Origin of the sequence: Lysinibacillus sp. Ag94 (genome assembly GCF_023242215.1) — a bacterium.
Taxonomy (GTDB): Bacteria; Bacillota; Bacilli; order Bacillales_A; family Planococcaceae; genus Lysinibacillus.
Window position 1 is genome coordinate 2,648,188 of the sequence record NZ_CP096780.1, and the last position, 19,576, is coordinate 2,667,763.

General features: G+C 36.2%; 18 protein-coding genes and 1 other annotated feature. Of the genes, 4 read left to right on the forward strand and 14 right to left on the reverse strand.

Translation table 11 applies throughout. From position 1 onward, the window contains the following. Positions 1-44: 44 nt before the first annotated feature. The 9 genes from MY533_RS12210 to MY533_RS12250 all read right to left on the reverse strand — a co-directional run bounded on the left by MY533_RS12210 (position 45) and on the right by MY533_RS12250 (position 7,763). Positions 45-1,022: a helix-turn-helix transcriptional regulator gene (locus MY533_RS12210; protein WP_248716167.1), complete on the reverse strand. Its 978-nt coding sequence runs from the start codon at positions 1,020-1,022 to the stop codon at positions 45-47. A 453-nt stretch (positions 1,023-1,475) separates the two neighbouring features. Further along, positions 1,476-1,793, reverse strand: a complete 318-nt coding sequence (locus MY533_RS12215; protein WP_142509504.1) for a YbjQ family protein — start codon at positions 1,791-1,793, stop codon at positions 1,476-1,478. Between the two features lie 12 nt (positions 1,794-1,805). Further along, positions 1,806-2,285 (reverse strand): nucleoside 2-deoxyribosyltransferase, encoded by a 480-nt coding sequence (locus tag MY533_RS12220; RefSeq protein WP_248716168.1) that lies wholly within the window; start codon positions 2,283-2,285, stop codon positions 1,806-1,808. Between the two features lie 10 nt (positions 2,286-2,295). Continuing rightward, entirely contained in the window at positions 2,296-2,739 is a 444-nt protein-coding gene (locus tag MY533_RS12225) for a GNAT family N-acetyltransferase (RefSeq protein ID WP_248716169.1), read from the reverse strand. Between the two features lie 601 nt (positions 2,740-3,340). After that, positions 3,341-4,402: a suppressor of fused domain protein gene (locus MY533_RS12230; protein ID WP_248719206.1), complete on the reverse strand. Its 1,062-nt coding sequence runs from the start codon at positions 4,400-4,402 to the stop codon at positions 3,341-3,343. A gap of 266 nt (positions 4,403-4,668) precedes the next feature. Then, positions 4,669-5,217, reverse strand: a complete 549-nt coding sequence (locus MY533_RS12235) for a hypothetical protein (RefSeq protein ID WP_248716170.1) — start codon at positions 5,215-5,217, stop codon at positions 4,669-4,671. Positions 5,218-5,863: 646 nt separating this feature from the next. Then, positions 5,864-6,637 carry a MerR family transcriptional regulator gene (locus MY533_RS12240; RefSeq protein WP_248716171.1) on the reverse strand — a complete coding sequence of 258 codons (774 nt, stop codon included), beginning with the start codon at positions 6,635-6,637 and terminating at the stop codon, positions 5,864-5,866. 12 nt (positions 6,638-6,649) lie between these two features. Next, positions 6,650-6,988: a magnetosome magnetite crystal formation protein family gene (locus MY533_RS12245; RefSeq protein WP_248716172.1), complete on the reverse strand. Its 339-nt coding sequence runs from the start codon at positions 6,986-6,988 to the stop codon at positions 6,650-6,652. A 367-nt stretch (positions 6,989-7,355) separates the two neighbouring features. Continuing rightward, a complete protein-coding gene (locus MY533_RS12250) occupies positions 7,356-7,763 on the reverse strand; it encodes a GNAT family N-acetyltransferase (RefSeq protein WP_248716173.1) in 408 nt (135 codons plus the stop codon). A gap of 141 nt (positions 7,764-7,904) precedes the next feature. On the opposite strand from MY533_RS12250, the gene MY533_RS12255 reads away from it, so the two are divergent. Further along, positions 7,905-8,381, forward strand: a complete 477-nt coding sequence (locus tag MY533_RS12255; protein WP_132361014.1) for a GNAT family N-acetyltransferase — start codon at positions 7,905-7,907, stop codon at positions 8,379-8,381. 327 nt (positions 8,382-8,708) lie between these two features. Here MY533_RS12255 and MY533_RS12260 read toward each other — a convergent pair whose 3' ends face one another. Continuing rightward, complete coding sequence (locus MY533_RS12260; protein ID WP_248716174.1) at positions 8,709-9,080, reverse strand: ATP dependent DNA ligase; 372 nt, start codon at positions 9,078-9,080, stop codon at positions 8,709-8,711. A 124-nt stretch (positions 9,081-9,204) separates the two neighbouring features. Further along, positions 9,205-10,515, reverse strand: coding sequence for a branched-chain amino acid transport system II carrier protein (brnQ, locus tag MY533_RS12265; protein WP_248716175.1), 1,311 nt, complete (start codon positions 10,513-10,515; stop codon positions 9,205-9,207). Positions 10,516-10,932: 417 nt separating this feature from the next. Next, positions 10,933-11,184 (reverse strand) — a binding site (T-box leader). Positions 11,185-11,405: 221 nt separating this feature from the next. Between brnQ and MY533_RS12270 the strand changes: the two genes are divergently transcribed. Continuing rightward, the gene (locus MY533_RS12270; RefSeq protein WP_248716176.1) at positions 11,406-12,569 is read left to right on the forward strand and encodes a hypothetical protein; all 1,164 of its coding nucleotides are present in this window, start codon (positions 11,406-11,408) and stop codon (positions 12,567-12,569) included. A gap of 207 nt (positions 12,570-12,776) precedes the next feature. On the opposite strand, the gene MY533_RS12275 is transcribed toward MY533_RS12270, so the two are convergent. Beyond that, complete coding sequence (locus tag MY533_RS12275; protein ID WP_248716177.1) at positions 12,777-14,861, reverse strand: serine hydrolase domain-containing protein; 2,085 nt, start codon at positions 14,859-14,861, stop codon at positions 12,777-12,779. An 861-nt stretch (positions 14,862-15,722) separates the two neighbouring features. Next, the gene (locus tag MY533_RS12280; protein WP_248716178.1) at positions 15,723-15,902 is read right to left on the reverse strand and encodes a hypothetical protein; all 180 of its coding nucleotides are present in this window, start codon (positions 15,900-15,902) and stop codon (positions 15,723-15,725) included. A 340-nt stretch (positions 15,903-16,242) separates the two neighbouring features. Here MY533_RS12280 and MY533_RS12285 point away from each other — a divergent pair, with 340 nt between their 5' ends. After that, positions 16,243-16,692 (forward strand): hypothetical protein, encoded by a 450-nt coding sequence (locus MY533_RS12285; protein WP_248716179.1) that lies wholly within the window; start codon positions 16,243-16,245, stop codon positions 16,690-16,692. Between the two features lie 246 nt (positions 16,693-16,938). On the opposite strand, the gene MY533_RS12290 is transcribed toward MY533_RS12285, so the two are convergent. Further along, the gene (locus tag MY533_RS12290) at positions 16,939-19,020 is read right to left on the reverse strand and encodes a serine hydrolase domain-containing protein (protein WP_248716180.1); all 2,082 of its coding nucleotides are present in this window, start codon (positions 19,018-19,020) and stop codon (positions 16,939-16,941) included. Between the two features lie 295 nt (positions 19,021-19,315). Here MY533_RS12290 and MY533_RS12295 point away from each other — a divergent pair, with 295 nt between their 5' ends. Beyond that, positions 19,316-19,492, forward strand: coding sequence for a hypothetical protein (locus tag MY533_RS12295; RefSeq protein WP_248716181.1), 177 nt, complete (start codon positions 19,316-19,318; stop codon positions 19,490-19,492). Positions 19,493-19,576: the final 84 nt, after the last annotated feature.

Consider the following 19,576-nt stretch of genomic DNA (forward strand, 5'->3'; position numbering starts at 1 on the left):
CCGCTTCGATTAGTATCTACACGGATTTTTACCTTTTTTTGTTTTTATATATAGCGATAATTTTGTTGCATCGATTGAATCGTTTCAATCATCTCTTCTCTAAGCTCAATTGGCTCTAACACTTCAATGTCTGCCCCTTGGCTCAGCAACCACATTTTAATACCATGTCCAAAAACTTCTGCTTCAAATAAATATTGCCCATCTTTTTTAGATAATATTTTTGCTGTTGGCAAACGATCTAACACAGCTTGTGGGGACGGTCCTTTAAAGATAAATTTCATACGCATTAGCTCGCCTGCATGCATAAACTGAATACGTTTGCGAAATTCTCCTTCTTGAAAACGTTCGGCATATGGTATTTGGAATTTTTTATCAAGCTCACAAAAATGTTGAATTCGGTCGACTCTATAAACAATGGGCAAATCCTTTTCATGCTTATTATCATAAGCAATTAAATAAAAGTAGTATTCCGAGAAAATAACGGCAAGTGGTTTTAAAATCCTTTCTGTAGGAATTGTTTCACCTTCACGTAAATAATCAATTTTAATGATCTTCTTTTTTTGAACCGCCTCTGATAGAACCCAGATTAAAGGCAGTAAAGACTTTTTATGATTTAAATCTACGTACAAATGCTTTTCGTTTAAAATAATATTGTGAATAAACTCCTGCTTATCAGCCGCAACAATCGAAATAAGCTTATCTATAATATCACTCATTTCTGATTTTAGCAGTGCCCTTGATTCGATGAGAATTTTAACAATCGCTAAAACTTGCTCCTTTGATAAAATACTTTCTCCTTTATTTGTCAGCCTGTACACCTTTTCCGTCCGCACATATTCTAAATGGCAATCCAATTTAGCTTTTTCTAGGTACGCTCGAATTTCATTCAAATCCCGTTGTATGGTTTTTTCACCAACATTATGTGTAATTGCTTCTTGTTTTTTGTTAATTCCTTGACCATCCATTAGTCTGTCAAACATCGAAATGACGCGATAGCCTTTGTGTTGTTGTGAATCTACCATATATCCCACTCTCTCTTCAAAGTTACTTTTCTATTATACAAAAAGAGTTGGACACTATTAGTCCTTTTAACTACGGAATTTCTATTTTATTGGTATAATTGGCATGACATTCTATACTTTTGTTATAATTCACTTTATTTTTACAATTAATTCCGTATAAGCAGATAAAAAGGACCTCAATCTCGGTGATTGAAGTCCTTCATTATTATGTCAATGAAATACCAATGTCATGTTTGCTCTTCAGCAAAGTGAAAGGTTGATTTCCGTTCCGACTGAGCATTTTGTTGTTGCTACCGCTGAGACTGAGCGACTCGGCATCAGCGGCCTCGGATAGCTTTGCTCTGCGCGAAAGCCAATCAACCATGTCACATAGAATTTTTTGAGATAAAACGAAACTTCAGCAAAATGAGTATTTATGCGAAAATGTGTAACCTAGACAGAATCTTTAGCGGATTATTCCTTTACTCTTACTGCAGTTCCATACGCTAATACTTCTGATGTGCCGTCCATGACCGATGATGTTGAAAATCTTATCGCAACAATCCCATTTGCCCCTAGTCTTCTTGCTTCTTCTTCCATAGCTTGTGTGGCTATTTCTCGAGAGCGAGTGAGCATTTCTGCATACTCCTTCATCTCTCCTCCGACAATATTGCGAAGTCCAGCCATCATATCGCGGCCAATATTTCTCGATTGTACCGAATTACCTTTTACTAAACCTATAGTTTCTACAATTTCTTTTCCTGCTATAATATCTGTAGTTGATAGTAACATACAATAGCCCTCCTATTTTTTATATTTTTCAACGGCTTTAACAGCTTCAGCAATGGAAGTCGTAATCACTCCCGTGCGCTTAATTAAGCCAATCACAAATAAATTGCGATAAACAAATTGATTTTCAACCCCGTCGTGTATAAGTGCTTCTATTTTCATCATATTATCCCGGCCTTGTTGACGAACATCTGTAAAGACGCCTACGATTGGTCGATTCAACATCGCAAATGCTCCAATCTCTGCTGCTACACCTGAATCAATCTCAACCCCATCTAAAACGGCCACTAATACATCGCTTTTTTGCAGCATCTCTAAATCCGCTTGCGCAATCGCCAAACTATCAGCATATGCCGCTTTATCATTTATCGCATCATTTTCCTGTGGTACATATAATTCAATACCTGGTACTTCCTCTCTAATTGCCGCAGCGAGTTGCTCGTTGACTAAACGATCTCCTAAAGAAAATAATCCATTTGCTAAGTATGCCTTCATAATAAAACTCCTATTCCAATGTTTTTTCAAACACGATTTTATGTCGATTTTTCTTATCCACAAAAGTGGAAATAATATCAAATCCATGTTTAAGATTTGTGATGAGCATTGCTTTTCGCTCACTTCTACCATATGTACGAACTTTTTTAAATCCAAGTGCCTGTATATGTTCATGCTGTCGCCCCATCAATTGACTGGCAATCCCTTGACCCCGTTTCTTTTCATGGACACCGCCTAACCAACTGTAAAAAACGCCATCAGGATGTGTATAGCCCAGTTTAAAGCCTAGGATATCTTTATTTTCTACTGCTAATAAACAAATAAGTCCTTCTTTACTTTCAAGTTTTTCTAGTGGTAGATTTGCCCCATCAAATACATGTGCATGAATTTCCTGTAATTGCTTCAACCAATCATATGGTACGCCTTCAATTATGACGATATGTATTTTTATCACCCCTATCAGTCATTCATTATAGCAGAAAAGCTAGAACTATAAGGTTGAACATTGTAAATAACGTCCTTTATACAGTGCTAAGTATTTATCCTATCGAACAGGCGAACTAATCCGCTCGGAGTTTTTGGATTAAATAAAGAATACTACGATATAGTTTGCGATAACAGAACAGTTTCTCAAGCAAACGGTTAAGTCAGGTGGTAACCTTTCCATGACATTAACAACGGGAACGCCACGTGACGCCCAATCTCCTCTATTGTCACCAAAATACAGGGAGGTAGGAATCTTCCCTGTAGGCAAATGCGTAGCTTTTACATAAAAATGCTGGTATCCAATACTCATGTCATTTACCCAATAAACGGGAAAGAAATCCTTGCGGTATGATATTTTCTCTAAAGGCTCTTCGGCCATATCACTGTTTTTAATGCAAACGGTATCTTGTCCACTCTCCTTACGGTAATCATCCTTTGATTCGAGTAAACCGATATATCGCCAGCATCCTCGTTTCGTCCCAAAATAATAAAAAACCTCCCACTTTTATACGAACCCAAACTCATATCATTTGGATATTTTGTTCGTTTTAGCGGGAGATTATATTCTATCATCCGATTGTTTCCACAATGTTTCCTTGCTGATCTTTAATATATGTTTTTTCAATTAAGAGTGAAAGTTCCGGTATTGAAGATAATTCAAATTCTTTTTCTTGTGGCATCAAGTTTTGATGGAGTTCCATAACTGCCTTTTCATTTAAAGTTATGGTAACATCCGCTTCCTCTACTCTATAGCCACATTTTTCTCCTGGCTCAAAAACAACTCGGATTTCTCGACCAACTAAGGTTAGCCTTTTCCCTTTTAAAATCCGTCCGCGTAATAGTTTACCGATTATTCCTGCTTGCTTTGCCCCTAGCGTCAACTTATTAAGCGGTTTGCTGAACAACCCTGTTTTCCCCTGCTCCCAAGCTAGTTGGTCCACAAATAAATAGCCAGTGTTTGAGCCTTCTTCCGCCATTCCTTTTTCTACCGCTTCAGCAATGGATGAAATCTGTAAAAGAGATGCACGAGATAAGTCAGTAACATAGCTCGGGATATATTCTAGACCTGCCTTTAGTACACCAATCGTATTCCAAGTTTGCATCGCCTCAAGCTCATCGCCTGTAATCCCTACCATTTGAATAAACTCCACTTGTCCATTTGGTGTATCAATAGCAGGTAACTCGGGATCTAACGTATATGCAAGCGCCGTTAAAAGCGTATCAGCACCTTCGCAGATTGGCCCATTAGCATCCAAATAATCGCCTGCTCTGAAAACATTGCCACTGTCAAAAACATATCTTCCCATGTTTTGCAGCAAATTTAGCGCCCACGCTGGTGGCTCCTCCTCATCTTCATTTCGAGCAAGACGAAATGTTAACTCAAACCCATATCCGCTGTATTTCGCATCTTCAGATTCTTTTTCATATAACTCGGAAAATCCATAAGTTACAAAATGCCAGTGTGGAACTGGTGTCTCACTCTTATAGGCGCTGATTCCTTCAAGTGGATCTTCTCCCCCTAATAAATATGGAATAACAGTTCCATAATGCTTCGGCTCCTGTCCTCCGTAAACTTTTAATAATTCCTGATCAATCGCATCCCAACCATATGCATTTACTTCTTCGCTCATCATCAACGCCCCCTACGTATTTCTATATTACCTATAATTATACTATAAAGTATATAACACACTCCAAAGAGAATAATACCTAGTTTAATACCTCTAATCTTACTAGATTTTTTTATTAATCGATGGTGGATATTGAGTAAAAGTTACTAAGTCCTATGGCAATCCATAGAGACATGGCTAAATATGAAGCCTCAACGGATATCTAAATGCGCCGAGGCGTTATTATAGCGTGGATAAAAATAAGTTGAATGATTCAAGATTTCGCCTTAACCGTATAACATCGCTGTTGAACGCACACTTTGTAAGTAATCTGCAAGCTTCCCAGCATATACTTTTTCTAAATAAGGTAATTGTGCGATACAATGGGGTGTCATTAATGCTGGGTTTTGATAAACTTTCAGCCCACCAACCTTTAAAAGAGTCGCTACAAATTGTGAGCAAAAATAAGCACGCTCTCTTCGTACCTCCTTTTGCATCATAACGCCAAAGAGCCCGATAAAATTATATTTATAGCGATCACGATTCCAATACATATAACGTACGATTTTCATCATCTCTAAGTATTGATACTGAGATATTTTACAACGATAAATTACACAATCAGCTGTTTCAAATAGCCCTCTTTCTGCATCCTCTTGCAAAAAGCCCCCACTTAAAGGATTATTTAATTGTCTACGTCCAAAGCTATACATTTCAAAAAGTTCCTCATCAAAAGCAATGGACGCATGATTCATCTCTTTTCCAGTATACATGCCTATAGCTTTTGATAGTAATGTACCTGTCTTTGTTAATACTATGTAAATGGTATATGCCATGTCCTCACCCACTTCAATATTCTTCCACACTACCAATACGTTTTAAATATTCAAACGGTTTCATAAATTTCCTTTTTTTATAAGTATAGCTAAAGAAGTTGACTTTTTTCTTAGAAAAAAATGAAAATTTCCTTAATTTTCATCAATAAAATTTTTACTGAGAATTTAAGTATAGGTATGTACAAGAAACTTTAAATATGATTGTCAATGTGGTGTAAAGTTTGAGGCTTTATAGGAGCTTAAAAATTTAAATGTAGCATAGAGTCACGGACAAAATCCTGGTTAAGTAAGTATCCTTTTAACTAATAGAGGGCGTGTAACATTTTTTTGAGTCAAAAACGATACTATAAAAAATTGATACAAACTGTAGTGGAGCTTATCACTCTGGTATGTCCAGTCAACTGTCTAGCGTGCCTTCCACAAGGAATCGATTATCTAATACCATAAGAATCCGAAAGAATATACCAGCTACAGCGTAAACTTAAGGGGTACAAGATATCTTCCCCTTCAAATTTTTGGCGTAACCCCTGAGTTTTTCATGACTTAGATCAAATTCCCATTAACCCCCAATCACTGGCGTAATTGGGGGTTAATTTTTCATACTAGCAATTTTTCAACTGGCTTTTTATTGCCGGATTTTCATATTTTAATTCTTTATCATTGTCTGGGTGTTGGAACAATTATTTCGGTATATACATATCGCTTCTTTTAAAAATATTTGCTCCTTTTCTGTAAAAGGATTGGGAAATTTGAATGATTCTGTGAATGGTAGCTTTTTCTCAACCAAATCTAAATTTCCTTTCAATGTTTCATTCATAAGTTGCAGAAGTGTTTTAACAGTTTCTTGAGATTCTTTTGAAGAAGGAATTGCTTCTATAAATGTTAAATGTTTAATTTTTGATAGAACTTTAGTCCATTTTTTATCTAGATCAATTTCTTCGGATTTATTTATACTAAATAATTCATCAGTTATATCTGAGAAGTGTTCTTTAAACCATGTTTCAGTATTTTCAGCAAACATTAATTTTTGAAGCATAGCACAAAATATCTCGATATTAATGATTTCCTCATCTTTCACTGTTTCAATAATGTGATTTATATCAGATAATGTATTTATAATTTCAAGCTTTTTTGCTTCAAATAACTGTTTTTGTGCGTTTAAAGATTTTAAGATAATTTCACCTTTAACAGTGTTTTTTTGCAGTATGTCTTTAATTTCCTTTAGCGACAAGCCTAGAAACTGCAATGACTTAATGTTTTGTAAAGTAGATAGGTCCTCTGTAGTATATAATCTATGTCCACCCTCTGTATAATCACTTGGTTTCAATAGGTCGATGCTGTCATAATATCGAAGGGTTCTAATACTAACACCAGACGTTTGCACAAGTTGACCTATCGTAAAAATACCATTCTCCGACAAATTATTCTCTCCTTAATGATTGACTTTAAAGTATCGTATAACGGGATAAGAAAACTTTTTTCCATTTAAAGTATAAATTGCTGCAATTAAAATTAATATTGTTTCAAGAATAATAAGGGCAAAAGACAGGATTGAAACTGCGCTCCATTTTTTAGACATAAAAGTTAATAACAAAAAAACTGGGAAGAAAGTAAAATGAAGGTTCATTCCCTCTTTTGCATGGTCAGCAAAATATTTATTCCTATTCCTTGATACTAAGTATACCAATATAGGTAAAATAAAGGTTAATAATAGCGAGAACAGGTGCATTAAACTTGCCAATCCTCTGTTTAATATACTCTCTTTTTTCACTGTGCTTTTCCTCCAATAGCATATTTTTAATTGTTACCATTTAAAGTTAGTAACTAAATTCATCATAAAAGGTAACGCTACTGGAGATTCAAGGACAAAGGATAATTTTTTTCATTAAACACAAGAATTCACGTTTGGTTCGGCATCTTTGTTTAGGTGATTAACTTCAAATAAGGTAGCGAAGTATTTAATTGAAAACAAGTGATTTCTTTAAAGTTTTCCTTATGTTAAATACTTTATCAAATATAGCTGTTGTTATTTTTAGTTTGCTCTATTGTATGATATAATCGCTTTACTGACTAACCTAAGCAAGTCAAATTGAGCTGTAGCGATACCGTACGCTACAGCTTTTTTTGTATTCTCTTCCTCATGGATTATTGCTTTCCAAATACTCCTCTGCTAGTTGTGGATTTTTATATATGGCCATACCAGTTTTCAATTTTTTAAAGCCGATCTTTTCGTAAAAAGGTTCATTTCCTGTTGTTGCAATTAGCTGAATACAAGAAACATCCTCTAAAAGAATTTTAGCTATCCCGCTTCTTTGATAAATTTTATGTACTACAACATCATAAATCGCAGCATTAAATACTCCATCTGAAAGAGCTCTCGCAAAACCTATAATTTTATGATCTTTTACTGCGAAAACTTGATGTGTACTTGCATTGAAAACTTTTTTTATAATACGTTCATCATGTTTCATCCGCCCTACTGATTGATAAACTTCTTTTAACATTGTTAGCTCGTTTTCCCCTACGTCATATTTAAGTGAAACCATTTTTACGCCCCCTATTTTTTCTTTTAATGTTGATTAACTATATTTAACCATCAAACTAAAGAAATTACATACCATTTATAAATCAAGTCTCTTGACGAACGTTTGTTCTGATATTAAAATGATAAAAAAGGAGGCAATTTTATGCAAAAAACGAACATCATTGAATTAGCACATTTCTCAGAAGAGTATGTGGCTATTTTGAATGCCTTTGAGCTTCCGGAAGAACAAAGGCAATTTACTGCCCTTCCAAAAGAAATTTCTATAGAGATGGTTGGTCAATATCCGATTGTTATTTTGAGTGACCATGTACCTGTAGGATTTTTTGTCCTGTACGCAACAGAAAGAGTAAAAGAATACTCTAATAATCCAAATGCTATGCTGCTTACTGCATTATCTATTGACCATAAACAACAAGGAAACGGGTACGCCAAAAAAGGGATGTTAGCATTGTCTGAATTTATGAAGAGGGAATTTAAAGAATATAATGAAGTTGTTTTAGTCGTTAATCATAAAAATATTCCGGCTCAAAATTTGTATTTAAAAGCTGGCTTTGTCGATAACGGGGAAAGAAGAATGGGACGTATTGGTGAGCAAATTGTTATGAACCTAACCATTTAATAAATGTAGATATGAATTCTCAAAAATCACTCGTTATGACATGAGTGATTTTTTCTGTCCGCTCCTTTACTGATGGCACCTAAATTCATGGGCTGATTTACTATCACTGATTGTTCGAGAGGTGAACCCTCCTATCACTTCTCCGAATGAGATGGTCGAGGAATTTCTTGTTATTACTAACTGGCGTGATGACTCCTAAAATAAAAATAAACCTACCCGATTATAATTTAGGGTAGGTATTTTCTGGTTAATAAAGTTAAGGTCTAACTATCATACACTCCATCGAAACATTCTTCATATATATCCTTGACCTTTGTTTCCTGTATCTCAAGAAATAAGATACTCAGGAGCTTTATCAAAACTAAAACCTTTATACGATACAATCCGTAATGATCCAGAATTTGTTTTCTCTAAATATTGAACCTTGCAATACAGTCTAGGCTCAAACCATATAATATCTTGGTCTACATTGGTAACAATCTGTTTAGCAATTTGACGAAATGCTGCTTTTTCTTCAGGTTTGAAACCAAACTCAACATTTGCAATATGTCTATATTTACCTTTACTTACTTGAGTCCCTACCACTATCGCAAATGGATATTCTTTATAACCTTTAAAGTGTTTGTATTTTAACCAACTATGCGATCTATGATTAGTCTTATAAGTGGAATTGCCTCGTTTACCAACGATACCTTCCATGTTCTTATCCTTAGTTAATTGAAAGATGTTCTACCATCCCCCTGTATTGATGGCGTAATCTCTAACAGGTAGGTATTACGAATTGTATTTCCTCCATTTAAACAAAGTTTTGAAGTGCATAAAACTAATTAGACCGATATACAACCTCTTTTTGTTTAATATCAATGACATATCCAGTCACTGCCGCCAAAAGTGTGGGTACAGTCCAGCCAAGACCATTTTCATACAAAGGTAGTAACATTAAGTAGGAGTTCAGTATTTTAATATGGATATTAAAAGTATCTAGCACTCCATACAAAGCAAATAATGTTGCGACTGAAACGGCAAGTACATACATTTTTTTGCTCTCTCCTAAGAAGTGTTGGAATAATGATAGGATAACAAGCACAATTGATATTGGGTAAATGAAAACAAGTAATGGTGTAGCAATTTGTAGTATCAGGTCTAGGCCAAAGTTTGTAAATAGCATACCGATAACTATGAAAATGATTACGAATTTTTTATAAGACAACTTTGGGAAAATCTTATTAAAAAAGCTGGCGCAGGCATTGGTCAGGCCAACACAAGTAGTTAAGCAGGCAAGGATAACAATTGATCCAAATAATACATTACCTCCGTATCCAAATAACTGTTGAGAGGCTAAGACTAATATTTCTGCCCCATTTTCAAGTGGTTCGTCATGTGGTAGTACACGTCCAATCCAACTAAGTGATAGATAAACGACGATTAAACCTACAGCTGCAATGAGACCAGCACTGACTGTTCCTCGAATCAAATCTTTTTTATCAGTTGCCCCTTTATCTTTTAACCCATTGATGATGACAATTCCAAATGCAAGGGCTGCGACAGCATCCATTGTGAAATAACCTTCCAAAAAACCTTCAAGAAAAGGAGCTGATTTGAACTTTTCAACGGCTGGTGCATCCTTATAATTAAATGTCGAAAAGGCACGAATAAATAATATCGCTAATATAGTGAGCAATGCCGGTGTAAGGAACTGTCCCACGAGATCAATAATCTTTTTAGGATTTATACTAAGTAAATAGGTTACGCCGAAATATACGACTGAAAACAAAAATAAAGGTAGACGGCCTTCGGCACTATATACTTGCATAAAGCCTAACTCGTACGCAACACTCGACGCTCGTGGGATACCATAAAAGGCACCAATTGACATATAAATAACAATTGCAAAAACAAGACCAAAGACAGGGTGAACACGTTGCCCAATTGATAATAGTCCATTATCGGATAGTGAGACAGATATAATTGTCAAAAAGGGCAAGAAGACTGCAGTTAAAATAAACCCTGCTATCGCAATAACATAGTAGCTGCCGGACTCCATCCCAAGATATGGTGGAAATATTAAATTTCCTGCACCGAAAAACAAAGAAAAGAGCATAAATCCTGAAAATAACACATTTTTTTTACTCACCTTAAAACCTCCAAATTTTTAGCAAATTCAATGTCAACCTCAACTGTTTCAAAAATATTAATAAAAGAGTTATCATTATGGTTATGTACAATTTTATAATTTGAATTGTTTCATCACGAGTAACGATCATCTTTAATAATGTGTTTTGTCTCATGTCTGTAGCCACCAACTCGTGATGGTACTTAAAATCCCATAAGGGACCAAAAAAAGTTAAAGGCAAATGCCACAATTAACGAACTTGCGATGACGATTATATTTTTCATAACCTTTAAACCTCCATTAAGCAAAAACACATTCTTAAAATGGAAGATAGTGAATCTATTAAATCTATCCCCTAAAAACATCATTCCAGCAAAATAAGTGTCGATTTTTTCATGTTCTGTCTCTCCTTTTTGGCATAAAAAAAACTCGTCCCTAAATAGGGACGAGTTTATACTCGCGTTACCACCCATATTCCTCAAGTTTCTTTAAATGAAACAATTCGGCTCTCTGTCAACGTACTATCATACGTGTTCCTTGTAACGGTGGAAATCCGTCAAAGCTTACTAGATTTTCGGCTTCGCTTCTCGGAGATGATTTTCGGATAAAATCTGTTCTTCGACTTCCACCAAACGCCGACTCTCTGTACAACAGGGTTCTTATCTTACATTTTCTCGTCACTGAATTTAATTATTGAACATAATTTAGCATGGGTGAATTAGTGTGTCAATAAAAATATTTAGAAGGCTTTACTTACATTAAACTCCTCAGATTGTTTGTTCAAATTCCTAAGTATTTAAACGGAATATTTTAAATTTTTATTTTTTTCAAAAAAGAGAACCTTTTTGTTTTGAAATTCGTCCAAATATTGGAAACTAAAATTTCCAGAATAAAAAAAAGGAGACATGTTCATGAAAAAACCGTTTAAAAAATCTTGGGTGGTTGCTTCTGCTTTAACGATAGGAATGGCTGTTCTGACGCCCCTTCAAGCAGGTGCTACTTCAATAGAACCAACAAATGGTGTCACTATTCAAATTGAACAACATATAACAGGAACGATCAAAAACATCAGTGAAGACGGAGTTGACTTAAAAGGTAGGGATGGAAAAAAATACTATATTAGTTTCTATAAATTTTCTAAAGAACAGCTAATAAAGATGAACTTAGTAGAAGGACAGGAAATTACAGTTGAAGGCAGCGTCGTAGAGGATTATTTAGACTTCTACACATTCGAAGTTTATAAAAAGGAATTACCTAAAGGTGTATCAAAAGATGATTTAACAAAATTAGAGAAAATGTATAATGAAATGAGAAAGCTAGAAAAAGAAGCTTCAAAAGCTATGGAAAGTAAAGAGCTAGAAAAGGCTGAAAAGAAATATGAGGAAGCCGGTAAAATTTTTGAAGAGATGCGTAAAATTACTAAACCGTATATTTTAGCTAATTGGCAGCCCCAAACATTTGAAGAATATCTAGGGGATTATAAATTTGGTGAAAATAATATAGTAATTGCAGAAAACGATAAAATACAGCTTAAAGCTATTTATGAGGAATGGGTAAAGCTTGAAAAAGATGGTCAAGAGGAAAAAGCTAACAAAAAAATGGAGAAATTTCATGAAATCCTCAAACCATATTTAGATAAACTTTCTCCGCCTCTAACATTTGAAGAATTCATGGCTGACTTTGAGTTTGATATCCCTGCTGCATCTTTAGCAAAACTAAAAACTCTTTATGAAGATGCCCAAAAAGCTGAAAAAGATGACAACCCTGAATTGTACGATAAATTATGGAAGGAATTCCATTACATCCTCGATTTATTTACAATGCCTCAAACATTTGAAAAATTTATGGTTGACGCTGACTTTGAGTTCAAAATTAGTGAAGCGGATAGCAAGCAATTAAAACAGATTTATGAGGAAATCTTAAAGCTAGATAAAATAGAAGACCAAGCAAAAGTTGGGGATAAGTGGAAAAAATTTTACGATATTTTAGAACCTTATTTTAAAGCAAATAAAGAAGTTCTCATCTCTGCTTCGAAAATAACCGTTAACGGTCAAGACTATCTTCCACATAAGTAAAGGAATAGATGTCCCAGCAATCATTTTCCATGATTGTTGGGATTCCCCTTTAGGTTCAAAAATTTTAATACGCCTCAATGTGTCTTTAGGATCATAAAAAATACTCCCCTTAGATAAACAGATTTTATTTTTTAATCTGTCTACCTAATAGGGAGCATATCATTTCGATGTTGTACGGGTTTTGTTGAAGTATAACTTAAATTGTAATTAGTTCAACGTAATTGCAAATTCCGCGTTCGGCGCGCCAGCAAATACAACCGTTCCGTTCTTCGGCAGTTTTACTTTGTTATTGCCGTTCACAACAGTAAAATTAATACATCTTCCCTTCTCATCATACACCGCGAACGAACTCTTCGATGGCAACGCCACGGTCATCGTTTTCCCTGCTGCCGCTTGCGGGATTGAAAACCATTTCGCATGCCCATTTGCTTGCAACTTAACTTTGGATGTTCTGCCTGTATCAAGCAACTTGAAATTGGATCCACTTACGTATAACAATCCAGCCATCTCCATATACTCATTGTCGCCTTCTGTATAAAAACGAACTTCCGTCATATCACGGCCATTCATCACGGGGATTTGAAGCTGATGCACCGCCGTGTTCGGACCTGTAATTTTTCTGCCGTCCCAATAGCCCTCTAGCCCTTCATTGCGATTAATTTGTGTGGTAAGCAGCATTTGTACGAGATATTCAGCAGAACTATATTTTTCGTTTACGAGATAGAACTTAACGCCTTCCCGCTTCGCCCATGCGGCAGTGGTTTCCTTCGATAACATGTTGTCTTCTAGTTTCTCTGCTAAATAATGTGTCACCGCATTATGCCCTAACCCTGGCAATGATTTATATATGCTCTCCCTCAAATAAGTTCGTCCATTCTTCTCTGTGACGAAGTTGAGCTTGGCAGTACCATCCTCATTAATAAAGCTTCCATCCGCAGTATATACAAATTTTTCTTCTGGATTTGATGGTAAGATTAGTTCTCCATTCTTCGTAATTTCTATTTTGAAATGACTGAAACTATCGCCATAAAAACCCACTTTCTTTGCTATGTCTTGAGGCATCTTGGCCTTGACTGGCTTGCCAAAGGATTTGTTCGGCTTGATATCCTTAATTGTGCCCTTCTCTTTAAGCGCAGCGAGCAGTAATTCATTGGCCATTATTTGATTTGTAGTGCTACTGCCTCCGGATGACAATACAGCCGCTGCCATCTTCTGTTCAGGAAGTACGACCAGTGAAGCATGTTGCAGTGTCGTGTCGCCGCCCTTAGACAAAGCCTTTATCCCATATTCACTGAATGGATATAGTTTCACACTATCCCAGCCAAGACCATAGTTGAAACTATTGTCTCCATCCCCTGGCCACATCCCTTTTCTATATTCCTCTTGCTCCATTGCCTTTACTGCTTTATGAGAGAGGATTCCTTTTCCCTGTCCCATAAATAATTGGGAGAAACGCACCACATCTTCTGCCGTGGAATAGATCCCTCCCGAACCAATATCATTCACAAATTCAATGGGTAGCTGCTCTTGGTACGTCGGGAAATAAAGTCCAGCTAACTTATCGTCATCCAATTTATCCTGTGGCGTTTTCGTATGATTTAGTTTTAAGGGCTCTGTAAAATGTTGATGTAAAAAATCGGTAAAGCTCATACCACTGACTCTTTCCACCAAAATCTCGGCCAGCGTAAACCCATCGTTGCAGTATACCGAGAATGCGCCAGGATCCGCCTTCAATTGCTGGTTGGCCAATTCCCGCAATAGGTTATCATGGGCATAGGTATCATTATCTTTAAATAAAAATACATTACTTGTTGAGGTACCTTGTAAGCCGGAGGAGTGGTTCAACAGCATACGTGGCGTAATGCGTTTGTAACGTGCGTCTTTCATTTTGAAATCAGGAACATAGTGGACGACAGGAGCATCCAAATCGACTTTTCCTTCGTCGACCAATTTCATGACAGCCGCCGCTGCATACATTTTACTAGTTGAACCAATCCCGTATAGAGTATCTTTGGTCAGTGGCTGTTTCCCATTCATATCGTTCTTACCTGTCTGCCCCGACAAAATAAGTTTGCCATTATCAATTAGCGCATACTGCACGCTAGTCGTCTTATACGACTGCGTGAGTAGCGCAGCCTTCTCTGCCGCAATCTTCTTCAGTTCTTGACTAGCTACTTCTTGGTTAGCTACTACAACCGTATTCTGACTGCTAGAAAACGCCATCGCCCCTGTTGGTAGGCTCATCGTTAACGCTAATGTAGCAGCTAACACACAAGATAGTTTATTTTTCATAAAAGAATTGCCTCCTTAGATAAGTGATCGATTTCATTGCTTATTTCGAACAAAAGGTATCTCCTTGTTGTCCTTGTTTAGCAGTATATATAAACAAAGCAAAATCAAAGAAAAAACAAAGTAAACAGAGAATAAAATTTACAGTAGAAACCTTCAAGAATAGAATAGTCTTTATTGTTACAGGCTTACCGCTTTGTTTGCGTATTGAAAATAATAAGGTCAAACCGTTTGAATATCTCTGATCGCTAATATAAAATTCTTCTACAGAATTCACTCTTCAGGGGATGCTCAAGCGGAAATTCTCATTAACCCTTTTTTCGGTAGCAAATATAATTCAATCTAAAAGAAACTGAATACGAGTTCCTCCCCTTTTTTGATCAAAGTCAAATTCAAATAAAGAAAAAGCATGACTTTTATACCCATTATCCTAATGTGCAAACAGTTAATGAAAAGCGATCACACATACGGATGAATTTAAACGTCACTTTATTGAGGTAAATGAAAAAGGGAAATTACAAAGGAAAATTATAGGGAATTCAGGTTTAAATATTGGATTAATCGGTAAAAAACGAATTGAATCTTCCGGTAAACGCTCGCGAGTTCCTTTTTGTAAAACAGGTGTAGAAAGTGTACAAAATGCACATAAAGAAAATTAGGGAAGGCCTGTTGAAAAATCAGAATCTGTAATACTACTGACAAAATTCACATGAAAAACTTGGGGAAAAGTAATGTGTGTAATGACCATAAATGAACCCGTATATTGGTTAAGAAGTCCTCAGTAATCTCAACCTTCGTACCTATAAAACTTTGATATTCATAAGAGTCCAATAATTGATTAGTGGATTTAATGATATCGTTAATTTACGATCTTCCATTTTCATGTTCGCTCGGAAGATCGTCATTATTAGAATAAAGCTTGTTATTTTCTGATTGAATATGATTAATACTTACTTCTTCACAACACATATTTTGTATTGATCCTCCGCTATAAGATGCCCATAAAGGCACACAAAAAAATAATGATATTATTATTTTTTTCATAACCCACCTCTTTTTATAATTTTTGTAATATCATATAAACATTTTATTATTATTATAATTTTAATTCAAGCCTTTTTTGTAATATTAATACAAAAATGTATATTAAGTGATTAAAAATTGATTTAGAAAATTGCGGATAGTGATATGCTTTATTCTTTTTGTCTATGCATACCAGATTTCAATTAAAAAGTGTATTCTCCTAATAAATAGAGGCTCTTAATTTGAGTTTGAACCGCTAGTCTACTGGCTAAAGCCGGCAGTGGCCCCAGTACATAAAAAAATTATCATGAATAATGCTGGAGTTGAAGCCCTGTTACAACAGAAATTAGGATTAAGAGAGTTGGATGTTCAAGTTTTTGATGGTGATCGTGAGATATTATTTGAAGACAAGTCAGGATCCCAATACACGCTGTATATCGATTCAGAGGGACTTTGGTCGTTTACAGATGACAATTATACGCCAGAGCAAGCTTCCCTTACAGCGCAAGAATCAATGATTGAAAAGGCAATTGTAGACGAACTCGCTATACAACCCAAAGATGCTAAATTTACTGTATTGGAAAATGGTCAATTTGAATGGAGTCTTCCAAATAGTGATGATTTAAGCATAGATTATTGGGCTGGAGATTTAACACTTGGTCTTAAACAAGATGGCAGTGTGTATTCGTTAACATATAATCTCCCAAAAAAAGCAATTTATACGGGAAGTAAACATACTATCACCTATAGAAGTATAGCGAATAAAGCAAGGGGAATTTCCCCAAATAAAAAGAAATGCACTGATAACTGAAGAACAACTTGTTATAAAAAAAGGTGACAGGCTTGAAGTAGAAACAATTAAGCTTTCGCATATGTATGACTCGAAGGGGTTCTATCAGCCTATATATAGAGTTTCTGGTAAATTTAATGGGGATGATTGGTTTACCTTAATTCAGGCGAGAAGGTAGAAATCCTATAACGCTTAATTACAAACAAAACCAGTAAAACATCTTTTCGGTGTCTTACTGGTTTTGTTGAAGTAAATCATAAATTGTAGTTAGTTCAACGTAATTGCAAATTCCGAGTTCGGCGCGCCAGCAAATACAACCGTTCCGTTCTTCGGCAATTTTACTTTATTATCGCCACTCACAACGGTAAAGTTGACACTTACTCCCTTCTCATCATAAACCGCGAACGAACTCTTCGATGGCAACGCCACGGTCATCGTTTTCCCCGCTGCTACTTGCGGGATTGTATACCATCTCGCATGCCCATTTGCTTGTAGTGTAACTTTGGATGATTGGCTTGCATCAAGCGGTTTTACGTTGGTTTCACTTACGTATAACAAGCCAGACATTTCCATGTATTCATTACCGCCTTCTGTATAGAAACGAGTTTCCGTCGTATCACGACCTGTCATCACAGGGATCTGTAGCTGATGCGCAGCCGTATTTGGGCCTGTAATTTTTCTGCCATCCCAATAGCCCTCTAGACCTTCATTGCGATTAATTTGTGTTGTAAGTATGATTGGTACGAGATATTGAACAGAACTATATTTCTCGTTTACGAGATAGAACTTGACGCCTTCCCTCTTCGCCCATGCTGCAGTGGTTTCCTTCGATAGCACGTTATCTTCTAGTTTTTCGGCTAAATAGTGAGTAACTACTTTTTGCCCTAAACCAGGCATTGATATAAATGTGCTCTCCTTCAAATATGTTCGTCTATTTTTCTCAGTGACGAAGTTGAGCTTGGAGGTACCTGACTCATTAATAAAGCTTCCATTCGCAGTATATACATATTTTTCTTCTGAGGTAGATGGTAAAAACAGTTCTCCATTTTTCGTAATTTTTATTTTGAAATGACTGAAACTATTGCCGTAAAAACCCGCTTTCTTCGCTACATCTTGAGGCATGTTGGCCTTGACCGGCTTACCAAAGGATTTGTTCGGCTTAATATCCTTAATTGTGCCCTTTCCTTTCAACGCAGCGAGCAGTAATTCAGTCGCCATCAGTTGATTTGTAGTACTGCTACCGCCAGATGATAATACAGCAACTGCCATCTTCTGTTCAGGAAGTACGACCAGTGAAGCATGTTGTAGTCCCGTGGATCCACCTTTAGCCAAGCCTGTTATCCCATATTCACTAAACGGATATAGTTTCACACTATCCCAGCCAAGACCATAGTTGATACTATTATCTCCATCCCCCGGCCACATTCCTTTTTTATATTCCTCTTGCTCCATCGCCTTGACTGCCTTATCAGAGAGGATACCGTTTCCCTGTCTCATAAATAATTTTGAGAATCGCACCATATCTTCTGCTGTGGAAGAGATCCCTCCTGTACCAATCACATTCACCGATCCTGTAGGAAGTTGCCCTTGGTACGTTGGAAAATAGAGTCCTGCCCGCTTATCGTCTTCCCATTTGTCCTGTGGCGTTATCGTATGATTTAGCTTTAATGGTTCTGTAAACCGTTGATGTATAAATTCGGTAAAGCTCATACCACTGACTCTTTCCACCATAATCTCGGCTAGCGTAAAGCCATCGTTGCAATATACCGAGAATGCGCCAGGATCCGCCTTCAATTGCTGGTTGGACAATTGCCTTAACAAGTTATCGTGGGCAAAGGTATCATTATCTTTAAATAAAAATGTATTACTATACTCACTACCTTGTAAGCCGGAGGAGTGGTTCAACAGCATACGTGGCGTAATGCGTTTGTAACGCTCGTCTTTCATCTTGAAATCAGGAACATAGTGGACGACAGGAGCATCCAAATCGACTTTTCCCTCGTCGACCAATTTCATCACAGCCGCCGCTGCATACATTTTACTGACTGAACCAATCCCGTATAGGGTATCTTTGGTCAGCGGCTGATTCCCATTCATATCGTTTTTGCCTGTTTGACCCAACAAAATAAGTTTGCCATTATCAATTAGCGCATACTGCACGCTAGTTGTCTCATAGAAATTCGTTAGTAGCGCAGCCTTCTCCTTCGCAATTTCCTTCAGTTCTTGACTAGCTACTTCTTGACTAAATACAACCTTAGTCTGACTGCTAGAAAACGCCATTACTCCAGTCGGTAAGATCATCGAAAGCGCTAATGTAGCAGCTAACACTCCAGATCGTTTATTTTTCAAAGAATTGCCTCCTTAGATAAGTGATCAATTTCATTGCTTATTTCTAACAAAGGTATCTCCTTGTTTAGCAGTATATAAAAAGAAAATCAAATCAATGAAAAAATAAAAAAAACAGAGGGTGAAATCTTCTATAAGCACCATATGGTATTATAAAACAAGAATAGAATGAGAATCTTTATTGTTACAGGCTTACCGCTTTGTTTGCGTATTGAAAATAATAAGCTACAAACGGTTTGAATATGCTCTGATTGCTAATATAAATTAGATCTAGGTCAAATTTAAATAAAGAAAAAGCATGACTTTTATACGCATTAACCAAGCAATCAGTGGGAAAGCAATCACACATACGGATGAATGTAAACGTCATTTTATTGAGGAAAATAAAAAAGGGAAATTGCCAAGGGAAATTTTTGAAAATGCTGTTTTAGATATTGGATTAATCGGTAAAAAACGAATCCGAATCTTTCAGTAAACGCTATGGGCTCATTTCGTAAAGTAGGTGTAGAAAATTTCGATTCTCGTAAAGAATTCAGGAAGCTGTTGAATATTTAAAAAA